Source organism: Halomonas halocynthiae DSM 14573 (genome assembly GCF_000425725.1).
Taxonomy (GTDB): domain Bacteria; phylum Pseudomonadota; class Gammaproteobacteria; order Pseudomonadales; family Halomonadaceae; genus Halomonas; species Halomonas halocynthiae.
In genome coordinates, this window is sequence record NZ_AUDZ01000014.1 from 35,725 (window position 1) to 59,891 (window position 24,167).

Annotated in this window: 21 protein-coding genes; 8 read left to right on the top strand and 13 right to left on the bottom strand. The window is 53.9% G+C overall.

Annotated elements, in window-relative coordinates; genetic code table 11:
* Positions 1-6: 6 nt before the first annotated feature.
* Together H616_RS0102105 and purE are read right to left on the bottom strand one after the other, a co-directional pair.
* On the bottom strand, positions 7-1,155 hold the full coding sequence (locus H616_RS0102105) for a 5-(carboxyamino)imidazole ribonucleotide synthase (RefSeq protein WP_027965871.1): 1,149 nt from the start codon (positions 1,153-1,155) through the stop codon (positions 7-9).
* Positions 1,156-1,221: 66 nt separating this feature from the next.
* Complete coding sequence (gene purE, locus H616_RS0102110) at positions 1,222-1,731, bottom strand: 5-(carboxyamino)imidazole ribonucleotide mutase (RefSeq protein ID WP_027965872.1); 510 nt, start codon at positions 1,729-1,731, stop codon at positions 1,222-1,224.
* 245 nt (positions 1,732-1,976) lie between these two features.
* Between purE and H616_RS15180 the strand changes: the two genes are divergently transcribed.
* Positions 1,977-2,711, top strand: coding sequence for a YbaY family lipoprotein (locus H616_RS15180; RefSeq protein ID WP_051233914.1), 735 nt, complete (start codon positions 1,977-1,979; stop codon positions 2,709-2,711).
* 161 nt (positions 2,712-2,872) lie between these two features.
* Here H616_RS15180 and H616_RS0102120 read toward each other — a convergent pair whose 3' ends face one another.
* Genes H616_RS0102120 through H616_RS0102130 form a run of 3 tightly spaced genes read right to left on the bottom strand, consistent with a single transcriptional unit; the run spans position 2,873 to position 6,573 of the window.
* Positions 2,873-4,879: a TRAP transporter permease gene (locus tag H616_RS0102120; RefSeq protein WP_027965873.1), complete on the bottom strand. Its 2,007-nt coding sequence runs from the start codon at positions 4,877-4,879 to the stop codon at positions 2,873-2,875.
* Between the two features lie 26 nt (positions 4,880-4,905).
* A complete protein-coding gene (locus H616_RS14045) occupies positions 4,906-5,595 on the bottom strand; it encodes a DUF1850 domain-containing protein (protein WP_084155660.1) in 690 nt (229 codons plus the stop codon).
* Positions 5,596-5,610: 15 nt separating this feature from the next.
* Entirely contained in the window at positions 5,611-6,573 is a 963-nt protein-coding gene (locus H616_RS0102130; RefSeq protein WP_027965874.1) for a TAXI family TRAP transporter solute-binding subunit, read from the bottom strand.
* Positions 6,574-6,802: 229 nt separating this feature from the next.
* Here H616_RS0102130 and H616_RS0102135 point away from each other — a divergent pair, with 229 nt between their 5' ends.
* From H616_RS0102135 to hemB, 7 genes are all read left to right on the top strand, one after another.
* On the top strand, positions 6,803-7,372 hold the full coding sequence (locus H616_RS0102135; RefSeq protein WP_084155662.1) for a PRC-barrel domain-containing protein: 570 nt from the start codon (positions 6,803-6,805) through the stop codon (positions 7,370-7,372).
* A gap of 347 nt (positions 7,373-7,719) precedes the next feature.
* Positions 7,720-9,852 carry a TonB-dependent receptor domain-containing protein gene (locus H616_RS0102140; RefSeq protein WP_027965876.1) on the top strand — a complete coding sequence of 711 codons (2,133 nt, stop codon included), beginning with the start codon at positions 7,720-7,722 and terminating at the stop codon, positions 9,850-9,852.
* Positions 9,853-10,059: 207 nt separating this feature from the next.
* The gene (locus H616_RS0102145) at positions 10,060-10,935 is read left to right on the top strand and encodes an AEC family transporter (RefSeq protein WP_027965877.1); all 876 of its coding nucleotides are present in this window, start codon (positions 10,060-10,062) and stop codon (positions 10,933-10,935) included.
* Positions 10,936-11,124: 189 nt separating this feature from the next.
* A complete protein-coding gene (locus H616_RS0102150; protein WP_084155664.1) occupies positions 11,125-12,432 on the top strand; it encodes a quaternary amine ABC transporter ATP-binding protein in 1,308 nt (435 codons plus the stop codon).
* A 5-nt stretch (positions 12,433-12,437) separates the two neighbouring features.
* Positions 12,438-13,271: an ABC transporter permease gene (locus H616_RS0102155; protein ID WP_027965879.1), complete on the top strand. Its 834-nt coding sequence runs from the start codon at positions 12,438-12,440 to the stop codon at positions 13,269-13,271.
* Between the two features lie 78 nt (positions 13,272-13,349).
* A complete protein-coding gene (locus H616_RS0102160) occupies positions 13,350-14,219 on the top strand; it encodes a glycine betaine ABC transporter substrate-binding protein (RefSeq protein WP_027965880.1) in 870 nt (289 codons plus the stop codon).
* Positions 14,220-14,438: 219 nt separating this feature from the next.
* Positions 14,439-15,446, top strand: coding sequence for a porphobilinogen synthase (hemB, locus tag H616_RS0102165; RefSeq protein WP_027965881.1), 1,008 nt, complete (start codon positions 14,439-14,441; stop codon positions 15,444-15,446).
* Positions 15,447-15,449: 3 nt separating this feature from the next.
* Here hemB and H616_RS0102170 read toward each other — a convergent pair whose 3' ends face one another.
* The 8 genes from H616_RS0102170 to accA form a co-directional block, all read right to left on the bottom strand.
* Positions 15,450-15,962: a DUF3087 family protein gene (locus H616_RS0102170; protein ID WP_027965882.1), complete on the bottom strand. Its 513-nt coding sequence runs from the start codon at positions 15,960-15,962 to the stop codon at positions 15,450-15,452.
* A gap of 19 nt (positions 15,963-15,981) precedes the next feature.
* On the bottom strand, positions 15,982-17,079 hold the full coding sequence (locus H616_RS0102175; RefSeq protein ID WP_027965883.1) for a 3-deoxy-7-phosphoheptulonate synthase: 1,098 nt from the start codon (positions 17,077-17,079) through the stop codon (positions 15,982-15,984).
* A 491-nt stretch (positions 17,080-17,570) separates the two neighbouring features.
* The gene (locus tag H616_RS15740; RefSeq protein WP_276195144.1) at positions 17,571-17,696 is read right to left on the bottom strand and encodes a hypothetical protein; all 126 of its coding nucleotides are present in this window, start codon (positions 17,694-17,696) and stop codon (positions 17,571-17,573) included.
* A 97-nt stretch (positions 17,697-17,793) separates the two neighbouring features.
* Entirely contained in the window at positions 17,794-18,591 is a 798-nt protein-coding gene (locus H616_RS0102185; protein ID WP_027965884.1) for an NAD(P)H-flavin reductase, read from the bottom strand.
* Complete coding sequence (gene ubiD / locus H616_RS14050) at positions 18,588-20,132, bottom strand: 4-hydroxy-3-polyprenylbenzoate decarboxylase (protein WP_084155666.1); 1,545 nt, start codon at positions 20,130-20,132, stop codon at positions 18,588-18,590. Before ubiD ends, H616_RS0102185 begins: the two co-directional genes overlap by 4 nt.
* An 86-nt stretch (positions 20,133-20,218) precedes the next feature.
* Positions 20,219-21,478 carry a transcription termination factor Rho gene (rho, locus tag H616_RS0102195; RefSeq protein WP_027965885.1) on the bottom strand — a complete coding sequence of 420 codons (1,260 nt, stop codon included), beginning with the start codon at positions 21,476-21,478 and terminating at the stop codon, positions 20,219-20,221.
* Positions 21,479-21,879: 401 nt separating this feature from the next.
* Positions 21,880-23,190, bottom strand: coding sequence for a tRNA lysidine(34) synthetase TilS (gene tilS, locus H616_RS0102200; protein ID WP_027965886.1), 1,311 nt, complete (start codon positions 23,188-23,190; stop codon positions 21,880-21,882).
* Positions 23,174-24,127, bottom strand: a complete 954-nt coding sequence (gene accA, locus H616_RS0102205; protein ID WP_027965887.1) for an acetyl-CoA carboxylase carboxyl transferase subunit alpha — start codon at positions 24,125-24,127, stop codon at positions 23,174-23,176. The genes tilS and accA overlap by 17 nt, the downstream gene beginning before the upstream one ends.
* Between the last annotated feature and the right edge of the window lie 40 nt (positions 24,128-24,167).

Sequence of the window (24,167 nt, forward strand, 5' to 3'; positions counted from 1 at the left end):
TTGCCGTTAGCGAGAGGTTGTATCGAAGCTGCTACCGGCGCGGGGTTCAAAGCTGAAGTGCGATTCTGGCGCGTCTGGCACTAGGGCCGCACAAACCCGCACTTTGTTGAGCAACTCATCAAAGGTATCTGCCACTAGATTGATGTGCGCCAACTTGCGTCCGGGACGCTCACTCTTACCGTAGCGGTGAAGATGAGCATCAGCCATCGCCAGCACGGCGCTGTTATCCGCTTCCTGACCAATCACATTAACCATAACCGTAGGCTGGCGTGCACGGGTATCGCCAAGGGGCAAGCCTTGAATAGCGCGCAGATGATTTTCAAACTGACTGGTTACCGCACCATCCTGCGTCCAGTGTCCCGAGTTATGCACCCGTGGCGCCATCTCATTGGCCAGCAAACTGCCATCAGCACACTGAAACAGCTCTAGTGTCAGTACGCCAACATAGTCCAGCTCATCAAGTAGTGAGCGGATATAGCCATCTGCGGTGTGTTGGACACTATCCTCCAGGTCAGGCACCGGCGCGAGCGAGTAACGTAGAATGCCATCGACATGCTGGTTTTCAGCCATCGGATAGAACACGACCTCACCATCACGGCCACGCACTGCAATAATCGACACTTCACGCACAAAGTCCACAAAAGACTCAACAATCAGCTGTGAATGGTTGATGCTACGCCAAGCGTCAACGGCCTGAGCGGGGTCACGAATGACGGCTTGACCTTTACCGTCGTAGCCTTCGGTGACCGACTTGGCAACAACCGGCGCGCCCAGCTCATTGACTGCGGCTTCAAGCGCCTCGGCGCTATCTACCAGCCGATACGCTGGCGTGGGAATAGCCAGCCGGTCAAACAACGCCTTTTCTTCAGCACGATTCTGACAAACACGAATGGCTTCGCTTGAAGGATATACCGGCTTGCGCTTCTCGATAGCCTGAACCAGCGTCACGGGCAAATGCTCGAACTCATAGGTCACCAGGTCCACCTTATCGAGAAAGGCTTCTAGGTGGCTCTGGTCGGTGTCGATAATGACCTCACCAATATCAGCACTGGGGTGGCCAGTGGTATCAAGAAAGGTGAAGCGGTTGGCCAGTGGATAACCTGCCAGCGCTAGCATACGGCCCAATTGACCCGCCCCTAGTACGCCGATATTCATGATAATTTCCTCACAGATTGCTTTTGATCAAAACGCTCGTTGAGCACCGTCAGTCAGAGCTGTTTATCAATACGCTGAGCGGGGATCAGGATTCTCAAGCACCATTTGAGTCTGTTCAGCGCGAAACGTCTCAACGGCGGCACTGATCGTCGTATCCTGCAAACCAATAATTTGTCCCGCCAACAGCCCAGCGTTGATTGCACCTGCCTTGCCAATAGCCAGCGTGCCTACCGCCACGCCACCAGGCATCTGAGCAATAGACAGCAGTGAATCAAGCCCTTTCAATGCTTTGGACTCCACGGGGACACCAAGCACCGGCAACGCTGTTTGAGAAGCCACCATGCCCGGCAGGTGAGCCGCGCCCCCTGCCCCCGCAATAATGACCTGAATGCCACGGGCTCTGGCACCTTTGGCATAGTCAAATAGCAAGTCTGGCGTTCGGTGGGCTGACACGACCCGAGTTTCATAGGGCACACCCAGCTTTTCCAGCATGGTGACCGCATGTTCCATAACCGGCCAATCTGATTTTGATCCCATAATCACGCCAACCTGCGGTGCTTGGTCCTTCTCGGGCATCCGAAACTCCTTGAAAATACAATGCCACTCGGGTGGCACAGAGACCACATACCGAGAGCTGAAAAAAGAAAGTTCCGTATTCTAGCAGAGCGACCGCGAGGGATGCGCATGGCATTGATGTTCTTTCTTGGTTGAGCCCTGCATGCTTAAATGTCACACAAATGCTAAATAGCAGGGAACCAAACCTCTGAGTATCCGTCACTATGGAGGGGCGAAACCCAAGAAATTAACTCAGGAACCCAACCATGAAAAAAGGACACGTCCTGCTCATTGCCACACTAAGCGCGTCCCTTATATTGACCGCCTGTGACAGCAGTAAGGATGCCGACGAGGGCGAGAGCCAACAGCCTGTTCAGCAAGGCCAAAGCGAGACTGACACCGCAAAAACTGACCAGGTCAGCGACACTACCGATCAGTCTGAGACGCCCTCACAAACACTTCGCCTGGAAGGCAACGTTGTTTTTTCGGCCACGGATATTCCCGTTCCTGATGACGCCAAGCTGACCATTAGCTTGAGAGATGTTGCATTGGCAGATGCCCCGTCAGTGCTTATTGCCAAAACCACGCTAACACCTGGCAACCAGGGGCCTGTCAGCTTTCAGCTCGAATACGATACCAGCGACATTACCCCCAACCATTCGCATGCGCTACATGGCGAATTGCGCAATGCTGCCGGCGAGCTGCTATGGGTCAGTGCCAGTCGCCATAATGTTGATGCTGGCAAGCGCACTAACCACGCCCCCGTAACGCTAACGCTTGAGCCGGTTCGCGCTGCGGATGCCATCGGCAGTATGCAGGACACACAAAAGTCTATGCTCAAGCCAGCCAGCGGCCAGCTAACCCAAGACGACGGCAACCTAGAGGCACTGGATAGTCAGGCAGAAAACATTCAGGAACCCAGCGCTGCGCCAGAAGAAACATCTGATCAACACTCCGCCGATCAACCCGCTGCCGACAGCGAAGCCGTAGATGCGACTTGAGTCGTCGCCTGATACGCGTAATTGATAGAGGCGCGAACGCTTAGTGTCTTGACTAGGCCCTCTTAACAACGCGCCCCAAATAGCAACGGCCCCGCTCGCAGCGTATTGCGAGCGGGGCCGATCGTTTCATGAGATTAGCTTACCGTGTTAGCCCACCCTCTTTAAACAACGGCGGGCTGCCCACGACGACTCGCTAACCAGTTACCTACAAAAACCAGTAGCATGACGGCCACTCCCGCCATTTCAGCCACTAAGCTCGGGTAAAACACGCCGATAATGGCAGGCAGCAGCACAACACGCGATATCGTCGACAGTCGCGTAAACAGGAAGCCTTCAAGTGCCGCCGCAAAAGCCCCCAGTGCCAACAATGCACTCAAGCCGCTCCAAATCACCAGCAGAATCGGGCCTCCCACAATAATTTCCGGGTTATAGACCATAAACAGCGGAATTAGGTACAGGCCCTTGGCAAACTTCCAGGCCTGAAAGCTTGTCGGCATCGGCTTTGCTCCGGCAATTGCCGCTCCAGCAAAGCCAGCAAGAGCGATTGGCGGGGTAACATTAGAGTCTTGCGAATACCAAAACACCACCAGGTGAGCAACCAGTAGCGGCACACCAAACTCATTGGCCAAGGCTGGCCCAACCAGCACGATTAACACAATATAGCTGGCCGTCACCGGTAGTCCCATACCAAGCACTAAGCTCGCCAGCAGTATCATCACCAGTGCCAACAACAGATTTCCGCCAGAGAAAGCCATCATCATCGCTGAAAACTTGAGGCCCAACCCGGTCAGCCCCACCACGCCAACGATAATACCCGCCACCGCACAAGCCATGGAAACCGATACCGCGTTACGTGCGCCAAGCTCCAACCCCTGCAACAACTTAATGAAGCCCGTTCTAATCGCTTGCCATAAACGTGGTGCTGTTACCGGCTCGCCACGTTTGGGCCCAACAAAGAAGAACCATACCGAAAAACGCAACACCGCCACGGCCAGCATGGTAATAATCGCGTAATAACCTACCCGCATCGGCGACATGCTCATCACCAGCAGCCACACGAGAACCGCCAGGGGCAGCAAAAAATGCCAGCCCGAGGCCATCACATCACCTACTTTGGGCAGCTCATCTCGGGTCATGCCCTGCATGCCTTGCTTCAAGGCAATAATATGAACAAACAGATAAACCGTGCCGAAATACATGATGGCCGGAAAAATACTGACCTTGACCACATCGAGATACGGTATCCGAGTGTACTCAGCAATCAGAAATGCCCCTGCTCCCATCAGCGGTGGCATGATTTGCCCACCCGTTGATGCCGCCGCCTCAATCCCCCCTGCCTGCTCAGGCTTATAGCCCAGGCGCTTCATCAGCGGAATAGTAAAGGCCCCCGTCGTCACCACATTCGCGATAGCACTGCCTGAAATCGATCCCATGCCAGCCGAGGCAATCACCGCGGCTTTGGCTGGACCACCCCGCTGACGACCAGTGGCCGCATAAGCGAGGTCAATGAAAAACTTACCCGCTCCGGTAATTTCAAGAAAAGCGCCAAATAGAACAAAAATGAAAATATAGGTCGCGGCTACGCCCATCGGCAGACCAAAAATACCTTCCTGACCGAGATACAGTTGTCCCACTACTCGGTCGATGTTGTAACCACGATGTTCAAGAATTCCCGGTAAAAACTGACCCAACCAAGGCAATTCCCCCCTCGGGCCAGCAAAGGCGTACAAAATGGCGATAATACCGATAATCGTCATACCCAGCCCTACGGCTCGACGGCTCGCCTCAAGTACCGTCAGTGTCGCAATACAGCCGACCACAATATCCGTTTGACTCCAGAACCCTGCGCGCTGAAAAATGGCGTCCAAATTCAGCACCAGATAGCCACCGGTTAACATCGCACCTGCAAAAAATATCAGGTCAATAGTGCCGCCACCCAGGCCACGCTTGTGTCCCGGCCCGAATACCGGAAACATCAGAAAGGCCAGCATCATAATCAGCGCAAGGTGAATACTGCGCTGATAGAACAGGCCCAGGGGTTGAATACCTGCTGAGTAAAGCTGAAATAATGACAGCGTTATCGCCACCAGGCTGATCAGCCAAAGCATGGCGCGCGAATGATTCGCCTGGCTGCCTGGAATGATGGGGGAAACCGTCGTATCCGTCATGATGGTGTTCTCGTTGTTACGGTGCTTTAAAAAGCGCTGCTCTTTATTCTTCCACAGAGGGCATTGTCTACCAGCTGGATAATAACGCCACGTCCAGCAGCCAACTCACTCAATGAGATCACAGCAGCGGTATTGCGGTTAGAGGGGCTCACTTCAGACTGAGCAAGAGTCATACCAGGTACCAGCAGTGGGCAGCCTGCATTCGCGACACCCTTCAGCTCAGTCAGCTGACGCAATGTCGGCTGACCATGACTGACCAGCCGATGATTCACTTTATTGCTACCTACCCGAAGTCGATAGCGACTGCCCGGCACCGGCTCGTTGATGTCCTCAATCCAGTAACCGCCCTGGCCATCAGATATCTGCCGACCACGGCCGGGAATATGATCCAAACCAGCAGCAAAATCGGGTAAGTGGCTACGTTCAAGCAGCATCTGGCCTGCCTGGTTACGGTAGCAATCATGCACCGTGAAGCCTTCCACTGAATGATTCCAGGCCAAGCACCAACCTGCCGCATCTGGCATAGGAATATTCACCAGTAATCTGTCATCAGGTGCCATGACCTGTAGCCACCAGCGAGGACCGCTATTTACCTGCTTTGACAGTGTGTCCGTGGCGAGCACTGGCACGCCCCATCCCAGAAAAATTACAGTTAGCAACAAGAGGGCGAGCCTATTGGCTCGCCCTCGAACAACGACGTTCATGCGCGTCGTCATATTAACTTCCCCGTATCACTGGCGCTGTCTTTCCGATATTTCAGCACCCATTTCTTCATAGTAACGCAATGCGCCCGCATGGAAGGGAACCGGGGTAGAGTTAACACTGAATTCAACGGTCGTGTCATTGGCTGCAGGGTGGATATCAATCAGCTGATCCGTGTGCTCAAACAGCAGTTTGGTAATCTGATAGGCCACCTCGTCATCCATCTCGCTACTAGCGACCAGCACATTGGGAATACCAATGGTCTGCACGGGTTCATCCATGCCTTCATACAGGCCTGCACGCAACTCGTAAGCAGCAAACACTGGCACCGCTTCCAGCACGTTATTGATTTCCTCTTCACTGAGGTTAACCAAGGTAACGTCACGCGTTGTCGCAAGGTTAAGAATAGAACTTGTGGGCGGACCAACACTCCAGAAACCGGCCATGATGTCACCGTCTCGCAGTGCATCAGCGGTTTCATTGAAGTTCAGTCGCTGAGCATCAATGTCATCAAACGTCATACCGTTGGCTTCAAGCAAGGCACGCACATTAAGCTCAGTTCCGCTGCCTGGCGCACCGACAGAAACCCTCATGCCCTCTAGGTCGCTCAACGACTCAATGTCAGAACCATCAAGGGTAACGAGCTGCAAGGCATTCGGGTAGATTGATGCTAACGCTCGAATATTTTCCAGCTGACGTCCTTCAAAGTCCTCGGTGCCGCTGTAGGCTTGATAGACCGTATCAGCCAATGCCAGAGCAACATCGGAATCTCCACGCCACACCAACCCCATGTTTTCAACAGAAGCGCCTGTTACTTCAGCCACCGCATCGTAACCATCCATATGTTGGTTAATCAGCTCGGCAAGGCCGCCACCATAGGGGTAGTAAGTGCCGCCAGTACCGCCAGTGGCAATAGAAAGCTGCTGGTCAGCCGCTGCCAACGGTGCAACGGCAATAGCAGTCGCCGCTAGGGCATATCGAATCGCTTGCATGACACTACTCCATTTTCGCGCAATGTATTGTTCTATCTTTTAATGCCAAAGAGATTGTAGCAACTGTTAACTTTCGCCACGAAATTTTTTCCACAGATCATGGAACCCTTAACTATCTTAGCACTCAGAAAAAAGAGCACATAGAAACTCAAGATAGTCAGGTAACTACACGCCAATGACGACGCGAAGAGCCCTCTTGGAATGCATTACCTCAAATAGGAGAACTACTATGTTAACTCACCTGAATACTCGTAACAGCGCATTCAGTACAACACGGGTTTCGATTGTGGCCGCCGCTCTGCTGACCAGCAGCATGGCTTTCGCCACAACAACGCCTTCAGAGCGTCAAGGCCTTTACTCCGCTGACGAATTACTTGATGCCGATGTCTATACCAGTACCGAAGGCACCAAATCGATCGGTGAAATAGAAGACATTTTACTTGATGACAATATGCGTGTTCATGCCATTGTTATTGAGACCGGCAACCTGCTGGACCTAGGTGAAAAGCAGTATGTTATCGAAACAGGCAATTTCAGCGTCAATACAGTGAACAGCGACAACCTTGACGATCTTGAGTACCGGGTTGTGGTCAACCTCAGTGAGGAAGCTATCACCCAGCAGCCAGCATATACCGACACTTGGTGGAACGATGCGAGGCAGAACGCCCAAGACGCCTGGGAAAAGACCAAAGAAGGTGCTTCCAGTGCTTGGAATAACACTCGTGAAGCCACCGCGAATGTTCTAGAGCGGGCCGAAGAGGCTCTCAAACCTTCTGAGGCTAAGCCTGAAACGAAGTAGGACCGTTTGTCGCCTTTCATAGGCTAGCACAGCAACAGTTTACCATCGTGTTATCACTGCGCCCCGAAAGCTGGATTCCCACTCCAGCCTTCGGGGCGTTGTTGTTTACTGCCTAACCTGCAAACAACAACGCCATTCAAAGACACACCCCGCCTACCCACCTTCTCAGCCGACAACCCGCAACGCCAGAACCAACCGGCTTCTAGCCTGTATCCCATGGAAGCGGCGAGGCTTACTCATGCAACCCCGCGCAGAGGCTACACATTACGAACGATTTCCACTACTATAAAAACATCTAAATGATAAGCATAACTATTCAATTAAAACATCTGATTAAGGATTGCCTAATGCCGCTCCCTCGCCGCTCTCAGCTTTCAACAGCGATTGCCTTAGCTTCTGTTTGCGTTCTTACTACTCAAACCCAGCATGCCCACGCCCAGGATACCCAGGTACTCAATGATATCGTGGTCACCGCTGCCGGCTTTGAACAAGCGATGAGTGATGCTCCAGCGAGTATTTCGGTGATTACCCGTGAAGAGCTGGAGCAAAGGCAAGCCTCTAATCTGGCGGAGGCGTTGCGCGGAGTAGAAAGCGTCGATGTGGGTGGTCAGGTGGGTAAAACAGGGGGACGCAATATCAGCATCCGCGGCATGCCTAGTGAATATACCTTGGTATTGATTGATGGCCGCCGCCAGAATGCTGCTGGCAACGTAACGCCCAATGGGTTTGGTGAAACATCAACCAGCTTCTTCCCTCCTGTCTCTAGCATCGAGCGTATTGAAGTCATTCGCGGCCCCATGTCAACACTCTACGGCTCTGATGCTATGGGCGGCGTAATTAATATTATTACCCGTAAAGTAGGCCACGAGTGGACCGGCTCCCTGCAAGTCGAGAACACTATCAACCAGCATGAGGAGTTTGGCGACTCCCGCGCGCTCAACATCTATACCACTGGCCCGCTGATTAAAGACACCTTGGGCTTGCAGGTACGCGGCCGCCTGTTCGACCGCCAAGCATCACACCTGGACTACCGCGGTACTGATGGAGAGCTGGTTGAAGTCAGTCAGCGCGGGCCAAGCCCGGTAGAGGGGCGTAACTACAACGTGGGGGCACGGCTGACATTAACACCAGACGAAATCAATGAATTAACACTGGATGTAGACCGCAGCCATCAGCGCTACGACAACAGTGACGGGCAGCTAGGCACCCTGGGAGCGCGTGGCTACGCTGAAACCCTGCGCTTCGAACGCGACCAAATTACACTTTCTCACACCGCCAACTTAGAACTCGGCACCCTGGACTCTAGCCTGATGCACAACCGCACAGAGACCTTGGGTCGCCTGATCCCCCCTGGCACACCGGGAAAAGTTGCCAAAAGCGAACGTGAGTTGACCAACGACAACATGGTGTTCGATACCAAGCTGGTCATGCCGCTGGGCGATCACATGGTAAGCCTCGGTGGACAGTGGTGGGATGCCAGCATGACAGATGGCGTGGCCACCGATAAATTCGAACAGACCACGTGGGCACTCTTTGCCGAAGATGAATGGTGGCTGCTGGATAACCTAGCACTCACTCTTGGAGGCCGTTTCGACCACCATGACGCATTCGGCAGTCAGTTCAGCCCTCGCGGTTATCTTGTGTGGAACGCTACCGACCAGTGGACGCTCAAAGGCGGAATCAGCCGCGGCTATAAGACGCCTCGTCTTGACCAACTCGCCGATGGCGTAAACGGCTTCACCGGCCAAGGCACCATTCCCACATACGGCAATCCCGACCTAACCCCAGAAAAAAGCACATCCTCAGAGCTTGCCGCGCTTTACGATAGCGGCAACGGACTGCGTGCAGGTGCCACCCTGTTCTATAACAATTTCTCTGACAAAATTGCCAGCGGGCCCGATCAGCTCAACTGCCGCTATGCAGAAAACCCCAACCGTCCTGGCTGTATCGACCGAGGCGACTGGCCATTAGCGGACACCTTTGGCACTAGCCAAAACATTGATAAAGCCGTCACCCAGGGCATTGAGCTAAATGCCAGCATAGATCTGACACCCAGCTGGCAACTGAGTGGTAATTACACCTATACCGACAGCGAGCAGAAAAGTGGCCAGCAGAAAGGCGAGCCACTGACCGACACTCCCGAGCACGCCGCCAATGCGACGCTACGTTGGCAGACCACCGATAAGCTTAGTACTTGGCTATCTGCCGAATACCGCAGCGAGCGCTACCGCAACCGTGAACGCTCGCGTGGTGCCCCGTCCTTCGCTGACTTGGGCAATTTCAAATCTTACTCGCTGTTCCACTTAGGTGGCAGCTACGCGGTGTCTGAAAATGCCAAAATAACAGCAACCATCTACAACCTGCTGGACAAAGATTTCGTCGACTATAACGCTTACGATGACGGTAACAAGTACGGCAACGTCTATGCCAACAGCGAAGAAGGTCGTCGCCTATGGCTCTCGGCAAGCTACGAGTTCTGATCTTCGAGCTGTCGCAGATTAACTAGCAGCAACACCCTTTTGCCTGTTTGCCCCGAGCCTGCCTCGGGGCTTTTTATGTCATGTTTGCTGGCGTCATCTCTGCAAAAAATCAGCAAAACAGCGAAGATGTACACTTCCAGACGCTATATTTGCCCAATGGTGGTTCCCGCCTCTGATCGGCACAGACACAATTCAAGGAGACGCAACATGCTGGCAGAGTTGTTTGCCGTCATGGCCCCGGTTCTCGCTGGGGCTGGGCTAGGTTTTGGCTGGATAAAAACGGGGCATGACTACCCCGTTGCCTTCGTGACGCGCTTAGTCTTCAACATCGGCACCCCGTCACTGGTGCTGGCATCACTTGCCAGCGCCGACATAGCGCTGGACACCTTCGCACGCATCATGCTGGCCACAGCACTGGTGCTGGTTACCATGGCGGCGGCTACGCTGATCGTCACTCGGCTGCTGGGGCATGGTTGGCGCGTACTGTTAGCACCAATGATGTATCCCAATACCGGCAATATGGGGTTGCCCGTTGTTCTTTATGCCTTCGGTAGCACAGGATTTGCGGTTGGTATCACGGTCATGGTCACCGTCGCGCTGTTTCAGTTCACACTGGGAACGCTTCTGGCCCAGCGAGGCAATCCTCTGAGGGCATTGGCCACGACACCCACCATCTACGCTGTCATCATTTCACTTGTACTAATGGTCACCAATACCACCCTGCCTCTGTGGATGATTAATACGCTGGACCTGATTTCAGGGTTTACGGTGCCACTAATGCTGATCACCCTGGGCGTATCGCTGGCCAGCATTCAAGTAAAGAGCTTACGCTCAGGCGTGGTATTCAGTCTGATCCGCACCCCCATTGCTATCTGCGTAGCTTGGGCTATCGGCCACCTGCTAGGATTACCTGCCATGGCCCAAGCCATTCTGATCCTACAGATGAGCATGCCAGTGGCGGTATTCAATTACCTGTTTGCCCAACGTTCACAATGTGAGCCCGAATACGTTGCCAGCCTCGTGTTCTGCTCCACGCTGCTGGCACTGATTTATTTGCCTATCCTGTTGGCTATTCTGATGTAGCTCATCGTCCAGCTTAACTGACACAAGAAGCGAGCAGCGCCACAAGAATCAATCTGCGTGATCACTGTTTTTCAGCGACGTTTTCGTTATTTTAACGCTATTAGCCCAGCACATAACTTAACAAGAGAATTTGAGAGATCGCTCAATGAAAGGTAGGGTACAAAGCCTTTCCACTACCTACGGTCTTATATGGCTAACCTGAAAACGACTCCCGACTCGTCAAGCCACTCCGCTCAGAGTGGATCACTTACCGAACCAGAAGTCCGACCAACAGAAACGCCGAAGGAAGAAAAACAGCGACATGTAAAAATCCAGGTTCGCAACCTGAGCAAAGTGTTTGGTAGCAACACCAAAAAAGCATTAGAACTTCGCGACCAAGGCCTAAAGCGCCCGGAAATACTTGAGAAAACGGGGCAAACACTTGGCTTGTCCAACATAAACTTCGATGTTTATGAAGGCGAGCTCCTGGTAATCATGGGGCTATCCGGCTCGGGTAAGTCTACCCTGATCCGCTGCCTTAACCGGCTAATCGAGCCAACCGAAGGTAAAATCGTCATTGATGGCGAGAACATTCCAAGCCTGAGCGATAAAGAACTGTTAGACGCTCGGCGACGCCATTTTTCTATGGTCTTTCAGAATTTTGCTCTCTTCCCCCACCGAACGGTGCAACAGAACACCGAATTTGGTTTAGAAATTCGCGGCATAGACAAGCAGACACGCCGCGAGACAGCATTAAAAACACTAAAGCAGGTAGGGCTGGACGGTTGGGAGGAGGCTTACCCCAGCCAGCTTTCGGGTGGTATGCAGCAACGCGTAGGCCTGGCCCGAGCGCTGGCCAACGATGCGTCGGTATTATTGATGGATGAAGCCTTCTCGGCCCTAGATCCGCTGATTCGTGGCGACATGCAGCAAGAGTTGCAGGAACTACAACACCGCACACAAAAAACGACCGTGTTCATCACCCATGACCTCGATGAAGCCATCAATATTGGCGACCGCATCGTGCTGCTCAAGGATGGCGAAGTGGTGCAGATAGGCACCCCTGAAGAAATTCTCACCCAGCCTGCAGATGACTATGTACGCCGCTTTGTGGAAGGCGTAGACATGTCACGAATATTAACTGCTGAACACGCCATGCGCCCAGTCCGCGCCACAGCGCGTGATAGCGATGGACCGCGTACTACCCTGCGCAAAATGAGCGAAAACAGTATCGATTCCATTTATGTCACTTCGCGCAATCGTAACCTCCTGGGTTTAGTAGAAATTGACGCTCTCGAACTCGCTGCCCAGGAAGGTCAGGACGATATCAAACACATCATGACCCAGGATTTCCGCACCGTCGGACGTGATGAGCCGCTGCAAAACCTGTTCGCCATGTTCACCGAAAAAAGCTTCCCAATTGCAGTGGTGGATGACGAGAAGCGACTGCTCGGCGTTGTTGTTAAAGGCGCTGTACTGGACGAGCTGGCACACGCACAGGCAGGAGAAAACAGCTAATGGCTATTGATATTCCACGCATTCCACTAGGTGATTGGATAGAAACCGGCCTTGACTGGCTAACCACAGAGTTTTCTGGTGTCACTCGGGGCTTTGCAAACATCACTGTTACCGCCATTGACGCCCTAAATGACGTGCTGATCTGGCTTCCCGAGTGGACACTACTGGCAATTATTGCAGGAATTTGCTGGTCTGTTTCAGGCATTCGCCTAACTATCGGCGCGATTGCAGGGCTTGCCCTGATCTGGAACATGGGCCTGTGGCTACCCATGATTGAAACGCTGACGCTAGTGGTAATTGCCACTCTTGTCGCTGTAGTTATCGCCTTACCCGTCGGCATTTTGGCCGCCCTATCAGAACGACTTTATAAACTGATTATGCCAATGCTGGACTTCATGCAAACCATGCCAGCTTTTGTCTACCTGATCCCCGCCATTCCGTTCTTTGGTATCGGCTCGACCTCGGCCATCTTTGCCACCGTCATATTCTCCATGCCACCAGCTATCCGCTTCACCACGTTAGGAATTCGCCAGGTTCCTGTAGAGCTCATTGAAGCCTCTGACGCCTACGGTGCTACCCGTAGCCAGAAGTTGTTCAAGGTGCAGTTGCCCATGTCGCTACCAACGGTAATGGCAGGCATCAACCAGACCATCATGCTGGCGCTCTCTATGGTGGTCATCGCTGCCATGATCGGCGCTGATGGCTTGGGTAGCGAAGTGTGGCGAGCCATTCAACGCCTACGCCCAGGTGATGGCTTCGAAGCCGGAATTGCCGTAGTCATTTTGGCCATGCTGTTGGATCGTATCACCCAGTCACTACGCAAAAAACGCAACGCCTAAATTGACGGCTCCCCTTGAAACAACCCAGGGGGGCCTGCAGGATAAATGAGTGAAGCTAATAAAAAGGAAGGAAATCTGATGACGAAGCATCTTTTGAATCGCCGTATCCACTTGGCTGGCGTTGCACTGGCCGCCGGAACCCTGCTTAGCGCGGGTACTGTACAGGCTCAAGACAAAGGCTCTGTCCACCTCGCCTATGTAGAGTGGGCATCAACAGTGGCATCCACTACGGTAATGCAAGCTGTGCTTGAACAAGCCGGTTTCGACGTCGAAACATCCTCCTTGTCCGCTGCCGCCATGTGGCAATCAGTCGCGACTGGCGATACCGACGCCCTATTGGCTGGCTGGCTGCCAGTCACCCACGAGGACTACCACAATAAACTGAAAGATGACTTGGTTGACGCGGGCGTCAGCCTAGAAGGTGCCAAGCTCGGCATGGTGGTGCCTGCCTATAGCGACGTCAACTCAATTGCAGACATGAATGAACATGCTGACAGCTTCGACGGCAAGATCACCGGTATTGATCCCGGTGCTGGCGTTATGCGCCTCACCGAAGATGTAATCAACGACTATGCGCTAGATTACAATCTCGTCAGCGGCAGTGGCGCCACCATGACCGCCGCGCTCAAGTCTGCCATTAATAACGAGGAAGACATTGCCGTCACCGGCTGGACACCACACTGGATGTTCGCCCGCTGGGACCTAAAATTCCTCGAGGACCCGAAGGCAATCTATGGCGGTGAAGAGCAGATTCACACCTTCACCCGCAAAGGCCTAAAAGAAGACATGCCAGAAGCCTATGAAATTCTGAGCAACTTCAAGTGGAATACCGAGCAGATGGGCGAAGTCATGCTCATGCAGGAAGCAGGTGGCGACCCCTACGAAGCGGCCAGAAAGTGGGTCGATGAGAACCAAGACATCGTTCAGGAATGGCTGCCAAAGAACTAAGTGAATCTGAACGATTAATGCAGCACACCACTAACGGGGGGAGCCACTGGCGCTCCCCGTTTTTATTGCTTACACCATTCACAAGTGGACGGCTCAGCGCACCGCCAAGGCTGATATAATGACGTCCCTGAGGCTTACGCTAGGCGCACCAGTCACCTACCAATAGGCAACGCCAGCAGCCCACCGGTTTCGACCAATGAATCATCTGGAGATAACACCTTGAGCTTTATATCCTCCCGCCAATTTCCTGAGACACGTATGCGGCGTATGCGGCGCAACGATTTTTCGCGCCGACTAATGCGTGAGCACACTCTGACCGCTGATGATCTGATCTGGCCAGTCTTTGTGCTGGAAGGCGAAAATACACGCCAGGCAGTACCGTCCATGCCCGGAGTTGAGCGTTTGTCCTTGGATCTGTTGATTGAAGAGGCCCGTGAAGCTTACGCCCTAGGTATTCCGTTACTCGCACTCTTCCCTGTGGTAGACACCCCACTGAAAAGCGAGCTTGCCGAAGAATCCTACAACGCCAACGGGTTAATCCAGCGTAGCGTTCGCGCACTCAAAGAAGCCGTACCCGAGCTGGGGATCATGACGGATGTGGCGCTCGACCCTTACACGAGCCATGGCCAAGACGGCATTCTCGATGAGGCCGGTTACGTGCAGAACGACCGCACCGTCGAAACATTAATTAAACAAGCGCTATCTCATGCCGAAGCCGGTGTCGATATCGTGGCCCCCTCCGACATGATGGACGGGCGCATCGGCGCCATTCGTCGAATACTTGAAGGTGAAGGGCTGCACAATACTCGCATCATGGCTTATAGCGCCAAGTACTCCTCTCGCTATTACGGCCCCTTCCGCGACGCCCTGGGCTCTGCGGGAAATCTCGGCAAAGCTGATAAAGCCACCTACCAGATGGACCCAGCCAACGGCGACGAAGCGTTGCACGAAGTCGCCATGGACCTGGCCGAAGGTGCCGATATGGTCATGGTAAAGCCCGGCATGCCCTACCTTGATGTCGTGCGCCGCGTGAAAGATGAGTTTCACGTACCGACCTACGCTTATCAGGTCAGCGGCGAATACGCCATGCACATGGCCGCCTTCGAAAATGGCTGGCTTGATGCCGATAGCGTGATGCTTGAGTCACTAATATGCTTCAAGCGTGCCGGCGCCGACGGTGTGCTGACCTACTTCGCCAAACGCGCAGCTCGGCTGCTGGCCAAATAATGCTCAGCCACGCTTGATGTCGGACAGGTCCGAATCACTCAAGCCATCAACACGCTCACTAAATCCCAGCTCAAGACGCGCCAGCCTGACACGCTGGCGCTCAGCGAGCAGTTCCGCATCGTCATCCAGAGCGCGACCGTCTAGACGAGACAACTGCGCCATGCCCTGGTGATAGAAACCCAGCACAGCCAAGGCGCCAGGATCTCGCGCTTCAAGCCCTCGCCGCAACGCAGGTAAATAACCGCTAACCCGCGACAACCGCTGCTTCAAGCGCCAGCCGTAACGGATTGGCTCCATCCACGCTTTATGGCGCAATAAGGTGAAAACAAGGCTTGTGACGATCACTCCCAGCACAACAGCCAGCACATTCAACCATGCACCGCCGCTATACCACGTATTAAGCAGCTGGGTAAAAGCTAAGCTGAAAACAATCAACATTGCCGCCATGGCCCAGCCCACTCGCCGCGTCAGCCGACGATAACGCTCTGGTGCATGGTCTTCAAAATAAAAATCCATCAACACTCCTCGTAACGCATTAGCGCAAACGCTCCGCCGCGCTTAGCAACAGCTGCTCTGTGGTTTCCCAGCCTATGCAGGCATCTGTTACCGACATGCCATAACGCAATGGCTGTGATACCAAGGACGGTGACACCAATGGCTGCTTGCCCTCATTCAAGTGGCTTTCCAGCATCAGCCCAACGAGGTCGGTATTACCTGCTTCGCGCTGAGCCAGAACAGCCTGCATGACGTCACTTTGACGTCGGTGATCCTTGCGGGCATTAGCATGACTACAATCAACCATCAACCGTGTATTCTGCCCTGCGGCCAGAAGTACCTGACGCGCTGCCTGAACATGCGATGGCTGATAGTTTGGCTCACCATGCCCACCACGCAGCACCACATGCGTATGCGCATTACCCGTCGTTTGTTTCACTTCCGGCAACCCTTCGTCACCAAGCGCAATGTGGTGATGAGGATGTGCCGCGGCCTGCATCGCATCCACCGCCACCTGAATATCACCGCTAGTCGCATTTTTGAAACCCACCACAGCGGACAAGTCACTGGCCATTTCACGATGAGGCTGAGACTCTGTCGTTCGCGCACCAATAGCAACCCAGGCCAGCAAGTCATCGAGGTAAGGGGCAAGCATTGGCTGTAACAGCTCAGTAGCTACCGGCAAGCCCAGCATGGCAACATCACGCATCAACTCGCGTGAGAGCGCAATTCCCCGCGCCAAATCACCACTACCATCTAGCCCTGGATCATAAGCCAGCCCCTTCCAGCCAACGGTAGTGCGCGGTTTTTCCACATACACCCGCATTACCGGAAGAATGCAATCAGCAACCTGCTCGCTCAACGTTGCCAAACGCTGGGCGTATTCAAGCGCGGCGTTAGGATCATGGATTGAGCAGGGTCCGACGACGACTAACAATCGCTCATCATGACCGGAAAGGATGTTGCGTATTGCCTGACGCTGAGATGTCAGCTGATCAGCAAGCACCTTGGACACCGGTAAGCATCGACGCAATTGGGCAGGACTAAGTAAACGCTCTGGCGAGCTGGGCGTACTTTCAGGACGTACTTTGTGTGTTATGTCACGAGTTTGGTGGGGCATAGCAAGCGAGGCTGTCATCGGTTTATCTCCGTGAGCGATTACATCGGCGGGGTGTCATGCCACCACGGGTATGACGGTCGGAGGTGGCAACGTGAACCGACCGTGTTTCGCTAAATCGCCAGCCACAATAATAGCTGCCCATTGATACATAATCGTTGCCAGACACAAAGTATGATGCGGCCATGGTGACTCTCCCTAGTGTGGTATTCAAAACTTAGCGTGATATTCAAAACAAGAACCCCCGGGCGGGGTTGCCGTCCGGGGGTTCTAGGAGAGGCAACCCTGGCGGGTGTGCCTTTTGACCTCAGTGTTCCTAGTATGACATTAGGACAGGGCCACCGGCACACCGGCGCTAAAGCCGGTGCGATACCAGTAACCAAACCATGTGGCGTACGACGCATCACCCTGGCTATTTGCGCCAGAGCAAGTCATGCGATACATCACACAGCGCTCTAATTTCACGGTACGTTATCCTTTTCTTACGCTCGTCTTACGTTCTTCGCTAGCGATCAGGCGCCGAACAGCACATAAAGCTTGGCAACAGCTGGGGCGCATGCCAAGAAAACCAGCGCCAGCAGAAACAGTACGAACATCATGATTCCAGTACTGTCTTGAGAGCCATCGTGCTCTGCCATCGTCTTTCTCCTAATGATCATTCAAGCGGAAGCAAAAAACAGACATCAGGCGCACATAATGCCCCTTGTTTGCGACTAATGGAAGCCCACAGCCTCCTCAACAGCCCTCGCCTTTTGTCTCACTATCGTTTTTAACCAAGCTTCCCACCACTGGCACCAGAGGATCACGCGGCGCATAAGAAAATACATCAGAGAACACTCGGTTTTCAGACAAGCCTAAAGACGCCAGCACATCAACACAGGCATATACCATCCCAGGCGAGCCACACAGGTACACATCGTACCCCGAGACATCATCAAGCTGGCTGGCCAAAACCTGGTCAATACGTCCATGGTGGCCAGTAACGGCGTCATCATCAAAGCCGTCATGCATCCCAAGCTCGCTGACACCGTGAAAATGCACACTCGGATACTCCGCCGCCCATTTACGGGGCAGAGACTCCAAATAGAGGTCACGCCGCTCGCGCGCAGCCCACCATAGCTCCACATGTCGCTGGGCATCATCAAGCAGCGCTGCTTCCGCCAGTGCTTTCATTTGCGCAAACCCCGTACCAGCACCCACCAGCAATAAGGGCCGATGACTGTCTGGATCAAGCATGCAGTCACCATTGCACAAGTGAACCGTCACTTGCTGTGCTTCTACCAGGTGCTCGCGCAAGCGTGCCGTATTTCTGCGCTCTGGCCAATGTTGGATGTGCAGCTCCAGCACGCCATCCTCATTTGGTGCACTGGCAATCGAGAAAGGCACCCAGGTGTCATCATCGAGTTTAAGCTGCAGGTACTGGCCTGCTTCATGATCCATAGCCTCTGAGCGCCCTTCCAGGCGCACGCCCATGACGTCAGGCGTCAGGTCCTCTACTTCAGCCACCCGGCAAGTCAGGGTGCGTGAACTCATGTGTTGCTCCTGTTATTCTCGACCAACGCTGATCCAGCGGCGGCCTCTTCAGCCGAACCTAGGTCAATAGAACCCAGATCAATACCCAGCTCACTCCAGCGCTGGGTAACTTGGGTTCTGACGGTTTCATCCATCTCAATGGGCTCACCCCATTCTCGGTCGGTTTCACCGGGCCACTTGTTTGTCGCGTCCATCCCCATCTTGGAACCCAGTCCCGCGGTGGGCGAGGCAAAATCCAAGTAATCAATAGGCGTATGCTCTACCAGCAAGGTATCCCGAGCAGGATCCATGCGGGTCGTGATCGCCCAAATAACATCCTTCCAGTCTCGCGCGTTGATGTCGTCGTCACACACCACCACAAACTTGGTGTACATGAACTGGCGCAGAAAACTCCATATCCCCATCATTACCCGCTTGGCATGACCAGGATACTGCTTTTTCATGGTTACCACCGCCATGCGATAGGAGCATCCCTCCGGCGGCAAATAAAAGTCGACAATTTCAGGAAACTGGCGGCGCAGAATCGGCACAAACACTTCGTTGAGCGCAAGCCCCAGCACCGCAGGCTCATCGGGGGGGCGGCCGGTATACGTCGAGTGGTAAATCGCATCGCGACGCATGGTCATGCGGGTCACCGTAAACACCGGAAACTCTTCAACTTCGTTATAGTAACCCGTGTGATCCCCATAGGGGCCTTCGGGCGCACTGTCGTCGGGGTAAATGAACCCTTCAAGAATAATTTCGGCGGAAGCTGGAACATCCAGATCTACATGCCCACAGCGTACCAATTCAGTGCGCGAGCCGCGTAACAGCCCTGCGAAAGCATATTCCGAAAGGCTGTCCGGCACGGGAGTCACGGCTCCAAGAATAGTTGCTGGGTCTGCGCCTAAAGCCACCGCAACGGGGTAAGGCTCACCAGGATTCAAGCGCCGGAACTCCTGATAGTCCAGTGCCCCACCACGGTGCGACAACCAGCGCATGATCAGCCGGTTCTTAGCCAACTTTTGCTGACGGTAGATACCCAGATTTTGACGCTTCTTATGCGGGCCACGGGTAATCACTAATGGCCACGTCACCAGCGGCGCAGCATCACCCGGCCAGCAGTGTTGAATCGGCAGCTTATCCAGATCAACGTCATCGCCTTCCAGTACCACGTCCTGCACCGGTGCTCGGCGCAATACTTTAGGGCTCATGCTCATCACTTGCCGATAGATTGGTAGTTTATCCATGGCATCACGAAACCCTTTAGGCGGTTCTGGCTCTTTGAGAAACGCCAGTAACTCGCCCACGTCGCGCAGCGATTCAACCGACTCCTGCCCCATGCCCAGCGCTACCCGCTTAGGCGTACCGAACAGGTTAGCCAGCAGTGGCATATCATGCCCTTTGACGTTTTCAAACAACAGCGCTGGACCACCGGCACGCAAGGTGCGATCGCAGATTTCGGTAATCTCAAGGTAGGGATCGACCTCAGCCGTCACGCGTACGAGTTCTCCCCGCGCTTCAAGTGCCGCGATAAAGTCACGCAGATCCTTGTATTTCACTGGATTTCCCATTTCCCGAAAGGCAAAAAGGGCAGCATAGCATGCTGCCCCTCATGGTGGCTGCGCAGTAGGTTACCCACTGCTTTTTAGCGCCGCTTCATGGCCTCGAAAAACTCCAGATTCGTCTTGGTATCTTTCAAGCGATCAATCAGGAATTCCGTGGCCGCCGTGTCTTCCATAGGATTAAGCAATTTACGCAGAATCCACATGCGCTGCATTTCTTCTTCAGACGCAATCAAGTCTTCACGGCGCGTACCGGAACGGCGAATATTCATCGCCGGATACACTCGGCGCTCGGCCAGTTTGCGGTCCAGGTGCGCTTCCATGTTGCCCGTGCCCTTAAACTCTTCAAAGATCACCTCATCCATCTTCGAACCCGTGTCGACCAGCGCAGTGGCGATAATGGTCAGGCTGCCGCCTTCTTCAATGTTACGCGCCGCACCAAAAAAGCGCTTGGGCTTTTCCAGTGCATGAGCATCAACACCGCCGGTCAGCACCTTACCAGACGACGGCACCACGGTATTGTAAGCGCGCGCCAGACGCGTGATGGAGTCAAGCAGGATCACCACGTCCTTTTTGTGCTCAACCAGTCGCTTGGCCTTTTCGATCACCATTTCAGCCACTTGCACATGACGAGCTGGCGGCTCATCGAAGGTCGATGCCACCACTTCACCACGCACGGTACGCGACATCTCTGTCACTTCCTCAGGCCGCTCATCGATTAGCAGTACAATCAAATGGCACTCGGGATTGTTACGCGTAATTGAGGTCGCAATACTTTGCAGCATCAGCGTTTTACCCGCCTTGGGCGGTGAAACAATCAAGCCACGCTGCCCCTTACCAATCGGCGCAGCAAGATCAATAATACGCGTGGTCAAATCTTCCGTGGAGCCACTACCAATCTCCATACGCATACGTTCTTGAGGAAACAGTGGCGTGAGATTTTCAAACAGGATTTTGTGCTTGGCATTATCCGGTTTTTCAAAGTTGATCTGGCTAACTTTGAGCAGCGCAAAGTAGCGCTCTCCGTCCTTGGGCGGACGAATCTTTCCGGAAATCGAGTCACCCTTGCGCAGGTTAAAGCGCCGGATCTGAGAGGGTGAAACATAAATATCGTCAGGCCCAGCCAGGTATGAACTGTCTGCACTACGCAGAAAGCCAAAACCATCCTGAAGTATCTCTAAAACACCATCGCCATAGATGGCCTCACCGCTACGGGCGTGCTTTTTAAGAATGGCAAAAATGATGTCCTGCTTACGGGACCGCGCCAGGTTTTCGATACCCATTTCACGGGCAATGTCGAGAAGCTCGGGTACGGAGTTTTTCTTGAGTTCGGTAAGATTCATCGATTTGTTCGGAAGTTGCTCATGAAAACCGGGCAGTACTACGCCACGAGAGACAAATAATGAGGCGGTATCGCCGCGAGGAGAATGCGTTCAGTGCCCGAATCGGATGCCGCCCCCTCGCCACCTGACGATATGCTGCTATAAGGTCAACATGCGATGGCATGTCAACAAAGCAATGGGGAAGACAGGTGCTTTTCAGTAATCTATGGCAAAAGCCGAAGATTGGGGTCAAGAGCTTATGTATTGGGCATACTGACGACTTGGAGTGACTGCAACACACGTTGATGCTGCAATCGGAAAGCATTCGGAACATGCGAACGACTCGATAGTAGACAAGGACACGAACAAACGCAAGCCAGATCGACAAAGCAACACCAGAATTCATGCTCACCCGTGCGACGTTAGCGACCAGACACGCTAGATGGCTGATACCAACCCTGCGCCACCAATAGCCACTCACCATCAACTAAGCCAACTGCCACAACAGCATTATCATGCCAGACCACCAATAATTGCTTACGCTGCCAAGGAGATAACCCGTGTTCTTGTAACAGGCGCTTGAGGCCTCGACGCCCGCGCTCTGCGAGGTGCAGCACTTCCCCACCACGCCGAGCACACACCTGCAAACTAACCGCCTGCCCACTATCGGCCACCAAGCCACGCCGCAAATTGCCTAACGGTGTGGGCAGCACTTTCTGCCCACACCATTCAACCTGCCAGTCGCCAGCCAGCGCCAGCGGCGGTGCCATGAGAAACAGCTTGCCACGCCACAGTCGAGCTTCACCACCCGGCCAACTCACGTGAGCTTGCCCATCAGTCCGTCCCTGCAACTGAGCATCTAACGTTGCCAGCCGGCGCGCTGGGGGCAGCGCCAGCCCCAGATGCGTCAAGCAACGACGAATCAGGAGACGACGGCGGGGCTCAGAAAGCTGCAGCAACTCACTCACCGTCAATTGCTGCGGCTGCCCTCCAAGCTGCATCAAATCATGGTCTGCCAGTTCATCCAACAGCCCGGCGGCTTCGCCGACCAGACCGGCACTGCGGGCTAACGCTGCCTGAGCATGAGGCCAGCGCGCTTCCAACGCATTTAATACTCGGTGGCGCACGTAGTTGCGGTCAAACTGCAGCTCACTATTGGTTGGGTCATTAACCCACACAAGCCTCTGTTTGTGCGCCTCCTCTTCTAACTGCGTGAGGGCCACACCAAGTAGCGGGCGTTCAATCGTGATACCAAAAAACGTTCTGCGCCGTGGCATCGAGGCTAACCCTGCCACGCCACTACCACGCAAAGCTGCCAACAAAAACGTCTCAGCCTGATCATTCTGATGTTGCGCTAACCAGAGCGTCTCACCACAGCCGATATGTTGTGCAAAAGCGTCGTAGCGAGCACGGCGAGCAGCAGCCTCCACCCCCTCACCGCGGCCATTGTCGACACACACATGCTCCACGATCAGAGGCACACCTAACCGCGAGCATAGCCAACGGCAGTGACGTTCAAAGTCATCATTAGCAGATTGCAGGCCATGGTGAACATGTAGGGCAAACAAAGGGCGAGGAACACGACGACACGCATCAGCCGCCAAGCTCAGCAACAATGAGGAGTCCATCCCACCCGATAAGGCTACCCACACACAACGCCCAGGCGCCGTTTGGGCCAGGGCATCGTCAATCAGATCCTGTAAAGCAGGCGTGTTTTTATACGGGGGCGCCATAGCTCATCAGACGCTTATAGCGCTGTTCGAGCAGGCCTTCTTCATCCAGCGCATCAAGACGCTCCAGGCTCGCCAGCAGCACCTGCTTGACGTGTTCGGCCATCTGCGTTGGATTGCGGTGAGCACCACCCAGCGGCTCTGGCACCAAGCTATCAACAAAGCCCAGCTCCTTGAGCCGCTCTGCCGTAATGCCCATCGCTTGAGCAGCTTCAGGGGCTTTATCGGCACTCTTCCAAAGAATAGACGCGCAACCCTCTGGCGAAATGACGGCATACGTTGAGTATTGCAACATCACCAGTTCGTCACATACACCGATAGCCAGCGCCCCGCCAGAACCACCCTCACCAATCACAGTAGAAATAATCGGCGTCTTGAGACGCGACATCACTGCTAGATTGTGAGCAATAGCCTCCGACTGACCGCGCTCCTCAGCACCAATGCCAGGATACGCGCCAGGTGTGTCGATGAAGGTTAATACTGGCATGCGGAACCGCTCAGCCATCTCCATCAGACGGCAAGCCTTACGATATCCTTCTGGGCGTGGCATACCGAAATTGCGACGTACTTTTTCTTTAACTTCACGACCTTTCTGATGACCGATGACCATTACCGGGCGATCATCAAGGCGCGCTACGCCCCCAACAATAGCAGCATCATCGGCATAAAGCCGGTCGCCATGCAGCTCATCAAAATCAGTAAACAGATACTCGAGATAGTCCAGCGTATAAGGCCGCTGAGGATGGCGCGAGAGCTGCGACACCTGCCAGGGTGTCAGGTCCTTGAAAATAGACTCAGTAAGCTTTCGGCTTTTACCTTCAAGCCGGACAATTTCATCGCTCAGGTTGACCTGGCTGTCATGCCCGACAAGGCGTAACTCCTCGATCTTGGCTTGCAGCTCAGCAATGGGCTGTTCGAAGTCTAGAAAATTAGGGTTCATGGGCTAACCTTGTCAAAGCGGCCAATAGTGACCGACTACG